The following is a 16,329-nucleotide window of genomic DNA, read 5'->3' on the forward strand; positions in this document are numbered from 1 at the left end:
GAGGAGGAAGTTATAGATGAGTATTTCAGAAAGTATTCGTAATCGTCGTTCGATTGGTAAAGTAAAGCAGGACTCTATTCCACGTGAAAGTATTGAGCGTATTTTGGAAGCAGGGATCTGGGCACCGAATCATCGTTTAACTGAACCGTGGAAATTTTTCGTATTAGAAGGTAATGGACGTAATAAGTTAGCAGAAGCATTAGCTAGCGTAGCAGGTAATGGTGAAGTTACTGAAGAAAGTCTATCTTCTGCACGCAAAAAGGTAGAACGTGCACCATTAATTATCGCTGTAGCGGTAGAACCTGAGGACAATCCTAAAATTATCGAACTTGAAGAATATGGTGCAGTCTTTGCAGCCATTCAAAATATGTTGCTTGAAATTCACGAGTTAGGACTAGGCGCAGTGTGGAGAAGTGGCGAACCTTGTTATCACGAATTGATGGGTAAAGCTTTTGATTTAAGTGAAAAAGGTAAAATGCTAGGCTTTATTTATATTGGTGTACCGGAAAATAATGATCAACAAAGTAAGCGGACTCCATTTGCTGAAAAAACAGTCTGGATTAGTGAATAACGTAGGAGGAATACGATGATTACATGCTATCTCAAATATGTGATCGATCCTTACCAAGTGAAAGAATTTGAGCAATATGCGAAGATGTGGATACCGCTAGTTAACAAATTAGGGGGTACCCATCACGGATACTTTCTTCCACATGAAGGGGCGAATAATATCGCTTATGCTTTATTTTCTTTTCCAAGTCTTGCGGATTACGAACGTTATCGTCAAGAGATGGCGGTAGATGAAGAATGCCAGCAAGCATTTGAATTTGCTAATAAAAACAAGTGTATTATCAGTTACGAGCGTAGCTTTATGCGTCCTGTTTTCGAATAATCTTATTCCTATTTGAATAAAAAGCCTTTCACGATCAAGAGCATTCGTCGGAATCCGCTCTAATCATGAAAGGCTTTTATTTGTTAATCTATCAGCTTATTAGACATTGTATTGAAAATTAGCATCCTTTTGGCAATTAAAGCTTACCTGCGCTCACTTCTTGACCTAGCTTTTGACGAATATCGTCTGCGGCTTCAACCATTAATTTCAAAGCAGCCACAGTCTCAGGATGTGCACGAGTTTTTAATCCGCAGTCCGGGTTAATCCAGAACAATTTCGGATCAAGTACACGTAGAGCGCGTTCGATCAACTGTACCATTTCTTCTTTGGCAGGTACACGAGGACTATGAATATCATAGACACCTAGACCAATGCCTTTATCGTACCCATGAACTTCAAAAGAAGAAATCAATTCACCATGACTACGAGATGTCTCAATAGAGATAACATCGGCATCCATATCTTTGATCGCATCAATAATATCATGGAATTCGGAATAACACATGTGAGTATGAATTTGTGTTGTTTCTTGTACAGCGGCTGTAGATAGACGGAACGAACCTACTGCCCAATCCAGATATTCTTGCCATTTGCTACGTTTTAGAGGCAATCCTTCACGTAGAGCAGGCTCATCTACCTGAATCATTTCAATACCCGCCGCTTCAAGTGCTAGAATCTCATCTGAAATAGCGCGTGCGATCTGGTAAGACACTTTACTACGAGGAATATCGTCCCGTACAAATGACCAGTTCAGAATCGTTACTGGACCTGTTAACATCCCTTTAACAGGCTTAGCGGTTAATGATTGAGCATACTTTGTTTCCGTTACGGTCATTGGTTTTACAAAATGGACATTACCATAGATCACCGGTGGCTTCACGCAACGTGAACCATACGATTGAACCCAACCAAAGCGTGTAAATGTAAATCCATCTAATTGTTCTCCGAAAAATTCGACCATATCAGTACGTTCAAATTCACCATGTACCAATACATCTAATTTCAACTCTTCTTGAATCGAAATCCAATCTTGAATCTGCTCTTCAATAAAACGAGTATAGTCTGCTGGCGACAATTCTCCTTTACGCCATAATTGACGAGCACGGCGTACTTCGACCGTTTGTGGGAAGCTACCGATTGTCGTTGTAGGCAATAATGGTAATTTCCATTTTTCTGCATGTATCACTTGACGCTGTGCAAAAGGAACATTGCGTGTAGCGGAACCTTCATCTTGTTGTAGATGTTGTTCTTGTGGAGCACGCCATGACGAATGAGCAATACGTTCTACGGCTTCACGACTGCGATCCAATGCTTCTTGTACCGCACTTGCACCGATATTAGCGGCTTTCGTTAGCAAAGCCAATTCTTCTAATTTCTGATCTGCAAAAGCAAGAGCATCTTTGATAATCGGATCAAGAGACGTTTCGCTATTAGTGGTTACCGGTACATGTTGTAGACTGCAAGACGGCTGAATCAGTAAACGATCGGCAGGTACAGTTTGAGAAATGGTTTGAATCAATTCAATTTTATCTTCTAATTTGGAACGCCAGATATTGCGACCATCGACTAGACCAACGCCTAGAATTTTGTCTTCAGGGAATCCCCAATCATCAAGGTTGTTCAGATTTTGCTCTAATCCATGTACAAAGTCCAAGCCAATTCCTTGTACAGGTAGATCAATCAATTTACCAAAATCATCGACACCTTCAAAATAAGTCTGTACTAGCAAGTTCACATCAGGAGTCGCTTGATTGAACTGAGCATAAATGTCTTGCACCCATTGCCATTCTTCTGTAGATACTTCTAGCGCAAGAGATGGCTCATCCATCTGAACCCAGCGTACACCCGCTTTATTCAATCCTTGCAATATTTCAATATAAAGTGGAGCTAACTGATCCAGCCAATGCTTGAATTCAGAAGCTTCATATCCTTTAGACAGTTTGAGGAAGGTATACGGGCCAATCACTACAGGTTTGGTCTCAATGCCTAGTTCTGTTTTGGCTTCTAAGTATAGTCGCAGTGGACGATTTTCTGTTAATTGTGGTGTGATTCCACCCAGTTCTGGGACAATATAATGGTAATTAGTATTGAACCATTTGGTCATTTCACCTGCTGTAGCATTGTCTGTCCCACGAGCAATATCAAAGTATTGTTGTAGTGATACTTCACCACCTGTATAGCCAAATCGCTCTGGAACTAATCCGAAAGTGACCGCAGTATCTAGAACCTGATCATAATAGGAAAAGTCGCCTACAGGAATCAGATCTATACCTGCTTTGCTTTGTTTACTCAGATGAGCAAGACGCAAATCTTTCATCGTTTGTAAAAAGTCAGCTTCAGAAATTTTGTTACTCCAGAACGCTTCAAGTGCTTTTTTCCATTCCCGTTGTTCCCCTAGACGTGGATAACCGATATTGCTACTCAGTACTTTTGGCATTATTATTCCCCCTGAAAGTGGATTGTTTGTTACAATCATCATAGCGCATTCTGGTAGGATATGGTTATACGTTTTGCCTATATCCTATCATGATCACACGCTATAGCTAGATAGCCTTTTTGGTCAAAAAGTCATTTGATGGTAAGATGAAAGAGAAGACATATCTATACATAATTGAAGCAGGGAAGATGAAAGGAGATCATCATGAGTATTTTGTATTTATTTTGGGCGTTTTTAGGTCAAGCTATACTAGGGATATTGATTACAGGATTGAACCGATTCGGATTAGCAGCAATCTGGTTAGATTATGTACCTACTGTTATTGTAAGCGTTTTGTATTTTATTGGATTTATGAAATTAGAAAAAGTAAATCCACAATTCGCCAAAGGTAAAATAGCTGCTATCAGTGCGGCAGTACTTGCGATTATTCAGATCTTTTTACCCGGTCAAGCCAATGTATTACCTTTACCGTGGTGGCTGGCTATCGTATCGTTACTCGTGATTATTGCTGATTTGTTTATTATTTATACTGTATGTAAAGGTATCGGTGAACTGGCAGAAGCACAGAACTTACCAGATTTCAAAAAAGTATCTTATCAGCGCTGGATCATTTATGTATGTAATCAGATTGTAGCGTTGGCTGTATTAGCGATCAGTGCTTTTGTATCCTCTACAAGTGAAGGCAATTTGGTTATACTAGCAGGATTACTAGGAGTTATATACGTTATTTTTGGTCTACTTGTGTATATCTTAATGGCTACATTCATCTGGAAAGCTCATAAACTATTAGATATCAAATAGGAGGAATTCTTAATGACTAACGTATTGGTATTAGGTGGCACACGCTTTTTCGGCAAAAATCTAGTGGAATTGCTATTGAAAGAACAGATCAAAGTAACACTACTGACTCGTGGCAAAACGGAAGATGAATTTGGAGATCAAGTGCAACGCTTAGTGGTAGATCGTGAAGATGCAGTAGCTTTGGAAAAGGCGATCGGTGATCAGCAATATGATGTTGTCTACGATAATATTTGCTTTACACCACAGCAAGCACGTGAAGCAGTGTCTATTTTCCAAAACAAAACCAAACGTTATATTTTGACTTCTAGCTTATCCGTCTATGATTTCGGCACAGGTATATGCCACGAATCAGATGTGGATACACATCATTATACAATTGATGCAGATCCAGAAGCAGAGCTTAGTTATGGAGAAGGAAAGCGTCAAGCAGAAGCTGTTTTTTTCCAACAGGCTGATTTTCCAGTAGCGGCGGTACGATTTCCAATTGTGTTAGGGCCTAATGATTATACCAAGCGGTTAGATTTTCATGTCGAACGTGTATTAAGTGGTAAAGTGATTGGCATTTCGAATCTTGAAGCACAGATGAACTTTATTCATGAACAAGAAGCCGCTGAATTTTTATTCTGGTTAGGCATTTCTTCTGAATTGACAGGACCTGTGAATGCCCGTTCTGACGGAGAAGTCAGTCTACGTGAATTGGTAGAGTGGATAGAGCAGGGTACCGAACAACAAGCGATTATTCAAAGCGAAACAGATGATGAAGCACAGTCTCCTTTTGGTGTGCCTGATTCATGGATTATGGATACGTCCAAAGCGAAACAAGACGGATTTCAATTTTATGTATTATCGGACTGGATGCCTGCATTGATAAAGCAAATGGTTACACAAACAAATAGATAAAGCGATCACAGAATGGAGTTTGACGATGGTCAATGATATTTTTATAGGTGATATTCCTTTAGTAGATGGAGTAATTGAACAAGTCATTCTTTTACCCGATCAAGTGAAAGTATATTTCCGAACCGATCAAGGGAAATCTACTGTATTTTCTTTAGAGCAAGTAGCAGGAGTATGGGATCGCCGCTCCGCCGGACAAGAAATAGGCGGTATGCGGACGGTTCCCTGGTCACGTACCGATGCACAGATACGTGATGTTTTGATGGCGCAAGTAGAACAAGGAGAATTGAGCGAAGAGTTATTAAGTAGTCTTTCAATCTATTCTTTTATCAGTAGCTGGGGTGAACATTCTATTTTGGATATTGCAGCTAGTGAAATACGGACTCAGCGTTAATCGTCAAATATGACTAGATTTATTCATACGACGATAAGCTGCAATCAGAAATGGTAGACCAAGCGCACAAGTCAATGCTAACGGTACAAATATCTGGACACTGTGTGCTGCGCCTCTAGCATCAAGTAAAAAACCTCCGAGTATAGGGGCGCAGACACTACCCAGATTATTAAATCCAATCGTTCCAAAATACGTTCCTTTCCATTCTGGCTTGGCAATACGATCTATTAACATATCCATCATCGTAAATAACAATACTTCACCGATTGTGAAAATAACGGTAATTAACATAAAGGCTACACCAGTACTTGCTAATCCATATAGAAGTAAGCTTGTCGCTACAAACACATTGCCCACAATCAAAGAAACAACAGGCGCAAAGCGTGAAGCCCATTTTACTAATGGATATTGTACAACCAGTACAGTAATAGCATTGAGTGTTAACATATAAGCAAACCATGTTGTACCATTTTGTAAATGAGGAACCAATGCTAAATATTGCGGTAAAGTTGAATTAAGATGTCCATAACCCAGTACACAGAATGTGGTGCCGATCAATATGTATAAAAAGACTCGATCTTGAGAAATAATGCGTAATGCTTCTTTTAACGTAATCCGTTGTTCATTCGTTACTGAGGATTTGCTATGCACAGGATGTTTACCAAATTGAAAACTAAGAATAATCGTATAAAGTACATAGATACACCCTGCCATTATAAAAGCACTGCTTGATCCATCACGACTTAACCATAATCCTAGCAATGGGCCGAAAACAACGCCTACATTAACCGCTGTATAGCGCATATTAAATACTAGCAATTTTTGCTCTTGTGGAGTCACTTCTGATAACAGTGCTCTAGAAGTAGGCTCGAATAAAGAACGACAAAGCCCATTTAGCGTATTTACTATAAAAAACATCCAGATTTGATTGGAAGCAGCAAAAGCAAAAAATACAATACTCCACCCTGTAATTGATAAAATCATTACTTTTTTACGCCCGATCCGATCTGAGATATAACCTCCATAAAAGCTAGCAAATACCCCTACTAATGAACTGACAGCTACTGTAATCCCTGTTTGTGTAGGTGTCGCTCCCAAAGACTGGGTAAGATAAATCGATAAAAAAGGAATACTCATCGAAGTCGCCATTCTTCCAAATAACGTTCCTATAATGATTGTCCATGCTAAAGGGTGAATATGACGTAACGATAATAAAGAGTTTTTCATAGAATAGAGGTACTCCTTTCTTATAGATGATACAAAAAATTATTTTCTCACCCTTATAAAAGGCTGTCAAGATCACTTACTATTCTATACTTATCTTTCGGAATGGATTGTCATATAATGGTATGAAATCGACAAAGGAGGAATAGACATGACCGATGCAGTGTCTCAGTTTTATCAATCTTATAATGAAGATTCAAGATTCGAACGTCCATCTCGAGCAGTTGAATATCTAACGACTCTACATATGATAGATACATGGTTATCTCAGTTACCTCCAGCATCTGCGATCTTAGACAGCGGAGCAGGAAGTGGTGTATATGCCCTTCATTATGCAGCTCAAGGGCACTCTGTAACAGCTATCGATATTACACCTAAACATATTGAGCAAATTCAAGCCAAAATCGTGCAATCTAAGCAAGTATTATCTGTACAAGCAGAAATCGGTAATGCTATTCATTTATCTAATTATGCAGACCAATCGTTTGATATGGTACTTTGTCTAGGTCCTTATTATCATCTGACCTCAGCTGAAGATCGTGCATCTTGTCTGTCTGAAAGTATGCGAGTACTCCGCTTGGGTGGAATACTTATTGTGGCTTATATTAATAAATACTCGATTGCACCTATGTTAGCAGTGAAAGAACAAGGTTATATGCGTCCTTCTGTTATAGAGAAAGTATTGCAAGAAGGTGTATTTTACGATGGTGAAGAAGATAGCTTCTGGACAGACTTGTATGTCACATCACCAGAACAGATGGAGCAAGATTTGCTGTCTGCTCAGGCTGAGATTGTCGATCATGCAGGAGCAGATGGAATAACGCATACTATAGATGGTTCGATAGATGTGATGGATAAAGATACATATAACACATGGATCAACTATCATTTTCAGACATGCCGGGAGCGTAGTATTTTAGGATTAAGTACGCATGGATTGATTGTAGGACGTAAAAGTTAAAAGTATATATATCTTAAAATTGTAAAATAGATATTATAAATAAATACATTTCAAAAGCCAGTGACCTTAAAGGTTCTGGCTTTTTTATATACCAATAATGATATATAAATTTGTTCTAAATGTTTGTTTCACCAAAGACAAGGGTAAAGTATACGAGAAGCAATTGAAATAATAGTAATATACTAACTAATTGTTATTATTCGATATTTATATATGCCTATTCATTATTAAGGCTATCCTAAGGAGGATATTATTATGACACTAGTACAATCGAAATATACACATTGGAACAAGCAATTTATAGCTGGAGAATGGGTAGAAGGTTCTTCTGACAAAATGATGCAAAATAAAAATCCTTATACAGGTGAAACATTAGTAGAATGGCGTTCTTCGGATGAGAATGATCTAGATAAAGCGTACAAAACAGCGCAAACAGAAGGTAAGAAATGGTCTAAAACGCCTCTTGCTGTACGTGCTAAAGTCATGCGTGAAGCGATGATGCAAATGAATGAACGTAAAGAAGAAATCGTAGATCTGTTGATTGCTGAATCAGGTAGTACCCGTCTCAAAGCAGAACGTGAATGGATGACGACAGTACGTATTTTGGAAGAATCGTCTTCGTTCCCTTATCGAATGAAAGGGGAATTGATCGGTTCAGATATCCCGGGCAAAGAAAACCGTGTTGTTCGTGAAGCTAAGGGTGTAATCGGTGTAATTGGGCCGTGGAATTTCCCTTTACATCTATGTATGCGTTCTGTCGCTCCAGCACTTGCTGTAGGTAATGGAGTAGTGATCAAGCCTGCTTCAGATACACCGATCACAGCAGGATTATTGATCGCTAATATTTTTGAAAAAGCAGGATTACCTAAAGGAGTCCTTAGTGTTGTCAGTGGTAGCGGTAGCGAAATAGGCGATGCTTTTGTCAAACACCCGATTCCTAAATTGATTTCATTTACAGGTTCAACAGAAGTAGGGCGTGGGATCGGTAAATTAGCAGGCGAACATTTGAAAGATGTAGCGCTAGAGTTAGGCGGCGACAATGCAATGATTGTATTGGATGATGCGGACATTGATAAAGCTGTCGAAGCCGCTGTATACGGTAAGTTTTTCCATCAAGGACAGATCTGTATGGCACTTAATCGTATTGTGATTGATGATTCAATCTATGATACTTTTGTAGAGAAATTTACGAATACAGTCAAAGGTCTCAAATTCGGTAACCCTGCTGATGAGAAAACGTTAGTTGGGCCTTTAATTCATGAAAAAGAAGTAGATCGTCTATTAGAAGTTATCGAACAAGCGCAAAAAGAAGGCGCTAAATTACTGTATGGTGGTAAAAGCAAAGGGAGCGTGCTTGAGCCAACTGTATTAAGTGAAGTGTCTCCTGACAATTCAGCAGCACAACATGAATTGTTCGGACCTGTTGCTTTATTGATTCGTGCCCAAAATGAAGCAGATGCGATTGAAATCGTTAATCGTAGTGAATATGGTCTGAGTGGATCTGTATTTACATCGAATATCGAACGTGGTTATCGTGTCGCTCAAGAAGTAGAAAGTGGCATGGTGCATGTGAATGATCAATCTGTAAATGATGAAGCACATGTGATGTTCGGTGGCGAAAAATCATCCGGTTTGGGACGTTTCGGCGGCGATTGGGCGATTGAGAAATTTACACGTACACGTTGGATTAGTATTCAACATGAATACCGTGAATTTCCTAATATTTGAATCAATCGACTCAACAAGTATTCTATAATGCAATCATAGATCTGTTCAACCTAAACGGCTTTATCATTCCTGCGTATGGATGATAAGGTCGTTTTTGCATGATCATATATGTTAAATCATAGATATATTTCCTAGCAAAAAGATCAAAAAGGGGTTTGAAAGATCTGAAATGCGGTTATTAATTCTTACCGGAAGATTTACCATAATCTTATTATGGACTGTATATTGGTAACGAAGCTTCTGGTGAATCGAGAAGGAGTTGAGCAGGTATGTCAATAGATCGTTTTATACTCCATAAATTAAGCCGTGAAGCCAATGAGCATACTCGTACCAATTTATTGCGCTTATTTGTTATCCGTATCCGGAGTGCAGAAAAGCAAGAAGCCGTTAGAAAACATCAATATATTAGCTAAAATGATTTTAGATTATCAATCACTTTAATGAGACATTCTCATCATTATTCTTTTGATTGTCTAGATAATCATGAGAGTTAATGATGTATATAGTAGATGCTTAAAGTTCACAAAAAAACATCCGTTCTCCTTAAAGGAGCCGGATGTTTTTTTATAGTTATAATGGTTGTGTTATTTAGCTGTTTGAGAATACTCGGCTTCTAAAACCATTGCTTCTGGCTCTACCCATGATTGAGACCAGTCCTGAATACCGCGTATAACAGATTCTAATGCTAATCCTTTTTGAGTTAATTCATATTCAATCCGTACCGGAGTCTCAGGGTATACATGGCGGACAACCATTCCTTCATGCTCTAGATCCTTCAGGCGTTCGGACAAAAGACGACCGCTTACCGGGAGTGATGATTGAATAGAGCAAAAGCGTTGAGGACCACCCATCAGTTGATAAATAATTAAGCCATTCCAACGTTTACTTAAAATCTGCATCCCCTTTTCGAATCGAGGACAAAGCATTGATGTATCCATCTATATCACCTCTTTTAATAAACCTATTATATCACATAATATACATTTGATACAGACTATCACTTCAGTAATTTAATAACTTTTAAGATATTTCTTTTAAAAGTACACTAGATTACTTAAAGTTAATTGGTGTGCAATTGATTTACCTGCATTTTTATTTAAAATGATCGAATTGTTCACAAAAAGCCGGTATTACATATAGATCCGCAAAGATCGGTATGTAACACCGGCTAAATGACAAGAATACACTATTTTATGTAATGACTAAGAAAGCTCAGACAGAAAGGGCCAAACGGAAATGTTCCGTTTTCAGGCCCAGCGTAATGTCTATAGAAGTGCATGGAGATTCATTTTGTTTAGTATAGAGATAAAGCTAAAGTATCGCTTTCACGATAAGTGTGCAAAATCGCTTCAGAACCCACAACTTCGATACTGATCACTGTATCTAGACATGTTTTAATCATTTTTTTACCATTTACAACTTTGTGTTCAATCGTTCTGCGTAATAGTCTTAACAGCTTGGACATTGGTTGTGTATTCTCGGCGTTAAAGTAAACCGGAACCATCTTGTTCTCTAAAAGAATTGTCGTTTTCACTATTAATCACCTCGTTTATTTTTATAAGTAATTTGAATTCAAAAGATTGTGTAGGTTTAGCCTCTCGACTAACTTGACTTTATTGTAATCACCTTTCCTTAAAGAAAACTTAAAATTACATGATTTTCACCTAAAACATTAGCATGAATTTTAAAGCAAGACACATAATGTTCAATAAACCTACATTACTTATTACTTATAATAATCATTTATGGTTAAAAATGGAATATATTTCGGGAAACAATTGACAAAATTAAGCCTATAGTGCTACATTTGAATAGGTACTAAGAACCTGTATTCTATTATTTTCGTAAATAGTCGCCCTTTATATAGTTATAAAAGCTCACATGCCGGTATGGAAGGGAGAAGATAGTCCACATGTTAACTTTAAATTCTTCCAAAGAACTAATGATGACGTTGACAGACAAAGAATTGTTCTTTTTAGGCGGCATACTTGGATTCGATCAGATCATGGGTATAGACAATCCATTCCACCATAGTACTGCTGAAGAACTGGCTGATATATGGAAGCAAGCAAGTACATCTTTATTACAAAAAGGATGCTTGATTATAGAAGATAATAATGAATTAGCGTCACTTCCACCAGATGCATATTTACAAGGGAAGTTTATCGGCACCTATAAGCGTGGATGCTGTATACGTTACTTTTGTGCTACAGATGCTAATAGTAAAGTCCGTGAAGGACATAGCTATTTTACGCATGAAACGGTAGTTGATATTAAGCAAACACCTACTTTACCGGGAAGCTATACGTTAACTGAATTAGGAAGTCTTAATAAAGCATGCACATTATTGTTAAAACGAATGAAATTAAGTAATAACAAAATAGGTGAAATGCCTGCATTAACATTTTCGCGGCAATGGTTTGATCAGTATTTTCGTGATGGTGAACCTATTCAATTAGAAAAGATGATTTCAGAATTAACTGAAATGACCGGAGATTCTGAAGGTTCACGTATTTTTGCAAAAGTGCTTCATAATTATAGTCTTCGTGCTGAGATTCAATTTTCTCAATGGGAAGAAGATAGTTGGCAACGTCAAGGCGCAGTGTTATTGGCTGATCAGAATACCAATTGGATTGTTCGTATGAGCAATCAAGATCATGAAGATTGGGTGATCGCTGTGCCTGTTGATAAAAAGCAGTTACGTCGTATGTTGCTTGATTGGGTACAACAACCTGATCCTGTATAATTGTATAAGTAGATCCTATGAGCCGGACAGATGATATCTGTTCGGTTTTTTATTGTTAAAATTGTTAAAAAAATATGAAAAAGTGATTCCATCACTACCTATATTGGGTAAATTGTTGAAGCACGAGGGTGCAATACTTGTGTATACATATTTTATTTAAAAGGAGTGGAGTAAATGATGGAATCTACAATTAATATACATCGCTTTGCAGGTAAAACAGCGTTGGTGACCGGAGCAGGTTCTGGCATTGGTAAAGCGACTGCTCTTAAATTCGTAGCTGAGGGAGCGAATGTGATCTTATGTGATCTATCGCTTGAACGTATACGTGAAACAGAAGCAGAAGCAAATGCGATTCGTCCTGATGCAGCATTGGCTTTTGAGATGGATATTGCAAATGAAGAACAAGTGAAACATGCAATTCAGGCAGGAGCAGAACATTTTAGTGGTCTGGATATTGTTTTTGCTAATGCAGGGATTAACGGAGTACTTGCTCCTATTGATGAGATCGGATTCGAAGACTGGCAACGTACGATCAATACCAATCTAGGCGGTACTTTTCTGACGATCAAGTATGCGCTTCCTTTCTTAAAAGAGCATGGAGGCGGAAGTATTGTGATTACTAGTTCGATTAATGGTAATACCACATTTGCAAGCTTTGGTATGTCAGCTTATAGTACTTCCAAAGCAGGTCAAGTCGCTTTTGCTAAAATGGCTGCTCTTGAACTGGCTCAATTCAAAGTTCGTGTCAATGTAATCTGTCCGGGAGCAATCTCAACGAACATTGATCAAAGTACAGAAGTGAATGAACTGGTACGCAATATTGCTATTCCTATCGAATTCCCGAATGGTCGTCAACCTTTGGCAGGGCAATCGGGTTCAGCAGATAATGTAGCAGATCTGGTTACCTTCTTATCTTCTCCAGAAGCGGCTCATATCACAGGAGCGCAGATTACGATTGATGGCGCAGAATCGTTGTTGTGTTAATCTGTTGCTGACTCTCTAAATAGATAATTAATAATCATGTATATCACAAATAATGACCAAGAAGCTCTGTTATAGGAGCTTCTTTTGTTATATTATGAGGCTATTGAAATGATTACTGTAATAGATATAGATAATAATCAAAGAGGTGACAACCATATGTTATCTTGGTTAGCTGAACAGAAGATTAATGAAGCGATACAACAAGGAGAATTCGATGATCTTCCGGGAAAAGGAAATCCACTGGAATTGGAAGATTTATCTCATGTGCCTGAAGAATTACGTGCCGCTTATAAATTGATGAAAAATGCAGGTGTCATTCCAGAAGAGTTACAATTGCGACAAGAGATGTTAACCTTAACCGATCTGATCGCAGCTTGTCAGCATGCAGGTGAACGACAAGCTTTACATCGTAGATTAGATGAGAAAACATTGCGTTTACAGATGATTACAGCTCAAAGAGGATTGTATGATAATGCTTCTTATCAACGATATGAACATCAAATTCGTCGTAAATTCACTTAGAATAGTAATATGTGATTGAAAAAGGTTCGCTTGAATATTTAATTCTCATTTTATTAGATAGCGTTTATATAGATAATCAGACGTTTACAGAAAGGAATTATGATTTGACTGAATTATTGAATTTACCAGTAGATGCGTTGATTCCGGACTTAAAATTATATTTAGAGCAACAAGGAATGGCCGTATTAACAGCGGAACCGGGAGCGGGTAAAACAACGCGTATTCCACTTGCTTTACGCCATGAAAAATGGCTAGAACATAAGCGCATTATTATGCTAGAACCTCGCCGTGTAGCTGCGATTGCTGCGGCACGCTTTATGGCGGCTTCCTTAGGAGAGCAAGTCGGTCAAACGGTTGGTTATCGAGTAGCTTTGGATAGCAAAGTAAGTAAGCATACAGTGATCGAAGTGGTGACTGAAGGTATTTTGACAGCAATGATCCAGCATGATCCTTCATTAGAACAAGTAGGTTTGATTATTTTTGATGAATTTCATGAACGGAATCTGCATGCTGATCTGGGGCTTGCTCTGGCGATAGAGAGTAGGTCTATTTTGCGTGAAGATCTAAGGATAGTCGTTATGTCTGCTACGATGAATCCACATCCTGTTGCTGCTTTATTAGGGAATGCTCCTATACTTTCGAGTGCAGGACGAACATATCCTGTAGAAACTTATTATGTGGCAGGCGAGTCGATTTTTAATATGTATCAACGTCCATATTCTGATTGGGCCAAAAAAGTATCTTCGACTATCCAAGAAGCATTACAGCAACATGAAGGAAATGTACTGGTCTTTTTGCCAGGTATACGTGAGATTCGATCAGTATATCGAGAATGTGCATCTTTAATTCATCTGATGGGTAGTAAGGCAGAAATAGTCATTTTACATGGTGGTATGAGCGCATCAGAACAGGATCAAGTGCTTGCTCCTTCTATAGAACATACACGTAAAGTCGTATTATCCACATCGTTAGCAGAATCCAGTATTACAATAAATGGAATCCATATTGTTATTGATAGCGGTCTGATGCGTACGCCTGTCTTTTCCGCTCGGACAGGGATGCAACATTTGGCAACAGAACGTGTATCTCAAGATAGTGCAGATCAACGCCGAGGCCGAGCAGGACGACAAAATGCTGGCATATGTTATCGCATGTGGAGTGAAGAAGAACAATTGTATTTATCGCCTACCCGTTTACCGGAAATCATGCAAAGTGATCTGGCTTCGACGGCGTTGCAAATTACACTCTGGGGAACAGATGTGAATGAATTGAACTGGTTGGATCAGCCACCGAAAGCCGCTTATGAGCAAGCTTGTCAATTATTGATCCATCTGGAAGCTCTGGACGATCAGAAATGTATAACAGCGCATGGACGTGAATTAACTAAGCTTCGGGTTCATCCTCGTCTTGCTCATATGATTGTAAAAGCTATTCCTTTAGGTCTGGTTCAACAAGCGTGTGATCTAGCCGCTTTGTTACAAGAACGCGATATATTGTCATTTCATGAAGCAGGTGCAGATATAGAACATCGTGTACAAGCTCTTCATGGCAATACATCGTATACAGTAGATCAGGCGGCAATCAAACGTATTCGTGAATGGAGCCAACGATTTGAGAAGCAAGCACGTTTAGTTGAAGTGGATATCAAGGATGCTCCATTAGAACATCTTTCTTCTAAATTCCATACAGGGCTGTTATTATCACTTGCTTATCCTGACCGAATAGCCAAAAATCGTGGGAATGGTACCTTTCTATTACGTATGGGGAGAGGAGCTGTATGGAATAAGAAGCTGGCTCATTCTGAATATTTAGCAACTGCTTCTTATCTTGTCGCCGCCGAATTAGATGGTACAGGCACAGATAGTATGATTAGATTAGCCGCAGTTATAAGTGAAGCACACATTAGGGAAGTCCATCAAGCTCATATTCAATTGGTCTCTCAAGTTCACTACGATGAAGAGAGCGAAAGGATATCTGCAAGTATTGATACTTGTCTGGGATCTATTACTTTGCAATCGGTGCCTGATCCTAAGCCTTCAGCAGAAAAGATTCAGCAGGCAATGATAGAAGCTATACGACGCAAAGGATTGGATAGCTTGAACTGGACCAAAACAGCTGTGCAGTGGAGAGAGCGAATATCTTTTATGCATCATCTTCAAGCCGATTATCCTGCTATGGATGATCAGACATTATTAGCAGACATGAATCAATGGTTACTCCCTTATATAGAAGGAATCCGTCGATTTAGTGAATTGCGTAAGGTAAATATCACAGAGTTGCTAACTCAGCAGTTATCATGGGAACAACGTCAAGCGATAGAGCGATTGGCACCTACACATATTGACGTTCCTAGCGGATCACGAATTCCGGTTAACTATCATGATCCATTGCGTCCATTTATCGCTGTACGATTACAAGAGTTATTTGGTTGTCTCACTACACCGACTATAGGTTACAATACTCCGCTGACGATCCATTTATTATCTCCAGCAGGGCGACCGGTGCAGGTCACGAACGATTTGAATAGCTTTTGGCAAGAAGCCTATTTTGAAATCAAAAAAGATTTGAAAGGCAGATATCCCAAGCATTATTGGCCTGAAAATCCGCTAACAGCTGAACCTACACATCGTGTTAAACCACGTCAATCTTAAATGCTAAGTGTCTAACTACAGAAATATGATTTTGTCAACACTTTTTTTGTGATTCCGATTGAAAATATGCCTTCAAGGGTAATAACTTCACA

The 16,329-nt window shown here is 38.7% G+C and carries 16 protein-coding genes; 12 read left to right on the plus strand and 4 right to left on the minus strand.

What is annotated here, in order from left to right; translation table 11 throughout:
• Nucleotides 1-16 precede the first annotated feature (16 nt).
• Nucleotides 17-571 (plus strand): nitroreductase family protein, encoded by a 555-nt coding sequence (locus tag PaeCFBP13512_RS10015; RefSeq protein ID WP_137222807.1) that lies wholly within the window; start codon nt 17-19, stop codon nt 569-571.
• A 15-nt stretch (nt 572-586) separates the two neighbouring features.
• A complete protein-coding gene (locus PaeCFBP13512_RS10020; RefSeq protein ID WP_137222809.1) occupies nt 587-892 on the plus strand; it encodes an NIPSNAP family protein in 306 nt (101 codons plus the stop codon).
• Nucleotides 893-1,028: 136 nt separating this feature from the next.
• Here the strand turns inward: PaeCFBP13512_RS10020 and metE are convergent, their stop codons facing one another.
• Entirely contained in the window at nt 1,029-3,329 is a 2,301-nt protein-coding gene (gene metE, locus PaeCFBP13512_RS10025) for a 5-methyltetrahydropteroyltriglutamate--homocysteine S-methyltransferase (protein WP_137222811.1), read from the minus strand.
• Between the two features lie 204 nt (nt 3,330-3,533).
• On the opposite strand from metE, the gene PaeCFBP13512_RS10030 reads away from it, so the two are divergent.
• From PaeCFBP13512_RS10030 to PaeCFBP13512_RS10040, 3 genes are read left to right on the plus strand one after another with little or no spacing between them, the layout of a single operon-like run.
• Nucleotides 3,534-4,130: a hypothetical protein gene (locus tag PaeCFBP13512_RS10030; RefSeq protein ID WP_137222812.1), complete on the plus strand. Its 597-nt coding sequence runs from the start codon at nt 3,534-3,536 to the stop codon at nt 4,128-4,130.
• Between the two features lie 12 nt (nt 4,131-4,142).
• The gene (locus PaeCFBP13512_RS10035; protein ID WP_137222814.1) at nt 4,143-5,030 is read left to right on the plus strand and encodes an NAD-dependent epimerase/dehydratase family protein; all 888 of its coding nucleotides are present in this window, start codon (nt 4,143-4,145) and stop codon (nt 5,028-5,030) included.
• Nucleotides 5,031-5,055: 25 nt separating this feature from the next.
• A complete protein-coding gene (locus PaeCFBP13512_RS10040) occupies nt 5,056-5,421 on the plus strand; it encodes a hypothetical protein (RefSeq protein ID WP_137222816.1) in 366 nt (121 codons plus the stop codon).
• Nucleotides 5,422-5,424: 3 nt separating this feature from the next.
• Here the strand turns inward: PaeCFBP13512_RS10040 and PaeCFBP13512_RS10045 are convergent, their stop codons facing one another.
• Complete coding sequence (locus PaeCFBP13512_RS10045) at nt 5,425-6,648, minus strand: MDR family MFS transporter (RefSeq protein ID WP_137222818.1); 1,224 nt, start codon at nt 6,646-6,648, stop codon at nt 5,425-5,427.
• 148 nt (nt 6,649-6,796) lie between these two features.
• On the opposite strand from PaeCFBP13512_RS10045, the gene PaeCFBP13512_RS10050 reads away from it, so the two are divergent.
• From PaeCFBP13512_RS10050 to PaeCFBP13512_RS23370, 3 genes are all read left to right on the plus strand, one after another.
• Nucleotides 6,797-7,606 carry a class I SAM-dependent methyltransferase gene (locus PaeCFBP13512_RS10050; RefSeq protein WP_069325883.1) on the plus strand — a complete coding sequence of 270 codons (810 nt, stop codon included), beginning with the start codon at nt 6,797-6,799 and terminating at the stop codon, nt 7,604-7,606.
• Between the two features lie 255 nt (nt 7,607-7,861).
• Nucleotides 7,862-9,334 (plus strand): aldehyde dehydrogenase family protein, encoded by a 1,473-nt coding sequence (locus tag PaeCFBP13512_RS10055; protein WP_137222820.1) that lies wholly within the window; start codon nt 7,862-7,864, stop codon nt 9,332-9,334.
• Nucleotides 9,335-9,603: 269 nt separating this feature from the next.
• A complete protein-coding gene (locus tag PaeCFBP13512_RS23370) occupies nt 9,604-9,747 on the plus strand; it encodes a hypothetical protein (RefSeq protein ID WP_175425102.1) in 144 nt (47 codons plus the stop codon).
• A gap of 171 nt (nt 9,748-9,918) precedes the next feature.
• On the opposite strand, the gene PaeCFBP13512_RS10060 is transcribed toward PaeCFBP13512_RS23370, so the two are convergent.
• Both PaeCFBP13512_RS10060 and PaeCFBP13512_RS10065 read right to left on the minus strand, forming a co-directional pair.
• Nucleotides 9,919-10,272, minus strand: a complete 354-nt coding sequence (locus PaeCFBP13512_RS10060) for a winged helix-turn-helix transcriptional regulator (RefSeq protein ID WP_069325885.1) — start codon at nt 10,270-10,272, stop codon at nt 9,919-9,921.
• Nucleotides 10,273-10,628: 356 nt separating this feature from the next.
• Nucleotides 10,629-10,868: a hypothetical protein gene (locus tag PaeCFBP13512_RS10065; protein WP_069325886.1), complete on the minus strand. Its 240-nt coding sequence runs from the start codon at nt 10,866-10,868 to the stop codon at nt 10,629-10,631.
• A gap of 378 nt (nt 10,869-11,246) precedes the next feature.
• Here PaeCFBP13512_RS10065 and PaeCFBP13512_RS10070 point away from each other — a divergent pair, with 378 nt between their 5' ends.
• The 4 genes from PaeCFBP13512_RS10070 (at nt 11,247) to hrpB (ending at nt 16,237) form a co-directional block, all read left to right on the plus strand.
• Nucleotides 11,247-12,080 carry a hypothetical protein gene (locus PaeCFBP13512_RS10070; protein ID WP_069325887.1) on the plus strand — a complete coding sequence of 278 codons (834 nt, stop codon included), beginning with the start codon at nt 11,247-11,249 and terminating at the stop codon, nt 12,078-12,080.
• A gap of 177 nt (nt 12,081-12,257) precedes the next feature.
• Entirely contained in the window at nt 12,258-13,064 is an 807-nt protein-coding gene (locus tag PaeCFBP13512_RS10075; RefSeq protein WP_137222932.1) for an SDR family oxidoreductase, read from the plus strand.
• A gap of 156 nt (nt 13,065-13,220) precedes the next feature.
• Nucleotides 13,221-13,586, plus strand: coding sequence for a DnaJ family domain-containing protein (locus PaeCFBP13512_RS10080; protein ID WP_137222822.1), 366 nt, complete (start codon nt 13,221-13,223; stop codon nt 13,584-13,586).
• A 104-nt stretch (nt 13,587-13,690) separates the two neighbouring features.
• Entirely contained in the window at nt 13,691-16,237 is a 2,547-nt protein-coding gene (gene hrpB / locus PaeCFBP13512_RS10085) for an ATP-dependent helicase HrpB (protein WP_137222824.1), read from the plus strand.
• The last annotated feature ends 92 nt before the right edge of the window (nt 16,238-16,329 follow it).

It is taken from the genome of Paenibacillus sp. CFBP13512 (assembly GCF_005233705.1).
Classification (GTDB): domain Bacteria; phylum Bacillota; class Bacilli; order Paenibacillales; family Paenibacillaceae; genus Saccharibacillus; species Saccharibacillus nuruki.

Coding starts and splice junctions, on each gene's coding strand:
- PaeCFBP13512_RS10015 (WP_137222807.1), top strand. CDS start 17: ATGAGTATTTCAGAAAGTATTCGTAATCGTCGTTCGATTGGTAAAGTA.
- PaeCFBP13512_RS10020 (WP_137222809.1), top strand. CDS start 587: ATGATTACATGCTATCTCAAATATGTGATCGATCCTTACCAAGTGAAA.
- metE (WP_137222811.1), bottom strand. CDS start 3,329: ATGCCAAAAGTACTGAGTAGCAATATCGGTTATCCACGTCTAGGGGAA.
- PaeCFBP13512_RS10030 (WP_137222812.1), top strand. CDS start 3,534: ATGAGTATTTTGTATTTATTTTGGGCGTTTTTAGGTCAAGCTATACTA.
- PaeCFBP13512_RS10035 (WP_137222814.1), top strand. CDS start 4,143: ATGACTAACGTATTGGTATTAGGTGGCACACGCTTTTTCGGCAAAAAT.
- PaeCFBP13512_RS10040 (WP_137222816.1), top strand. CDS start 5,056: ATGGTCAATGATATTTTTATAGGTGATATTCCTTTAGTAGATGGAGTA.
- PaeCFBP13512_RS10045 (WP_137222818.1), bottom strand. CDS start 6,648: ATGAAAAACTCTTTATTATCGTTACGTCATATTCACCCTTTAGCATGG.
- PaeCFBP13512_RS10050 (WP_069325883.1), top strand. CDS start 6,797: ATGACCGATGCAGTGTCTCAGTTTTATCAATCTTATAATGAAGATTCA.
- PaeCFBP13512_RS10055 (WP_137222820.1), top strand. CDS start 7,862: ATGACACTAGTACAATCGAAATATACACATTGGAACAAGCAATTTATA.
- PaeCFBP13512_RS23370 (WP_175425102.1), top strand. CDS start 9,604: ATGTCAATAGATCGTTTTATACTCCATAAATTAAGCCGTGAAGCCAAT.
- PaeCFBP13512_RS10060 (WP_069325885.1), bottom strand. CDS start 10,272: ATGGATACATCAATGCTTTGTCCTCGATTCGAAAAGGGGATGCAGATT.
- PaeCFBP13512_RS10070 (WP_069325887.1), top strand. CDS start 11,247: ATGTTAACTTTAAATTCTTCCAAAGAACTAATGATGACGTTGACAGAC.
- PaeCFBP13512_RS10075 (WP_137222932.1), top strand. CDS start 12,258: ATGGAATCTACAATTAATATACATCGCTTTGCAGGTAAAACAGCGTTG.
- PaeCFBP13512_RS10080 (WP_137222822.1), top strand. CDS start 13,221: ATGTTATCTTGGTTAGCTGAACAGAAGATTAATGAAGCGATACAACAA.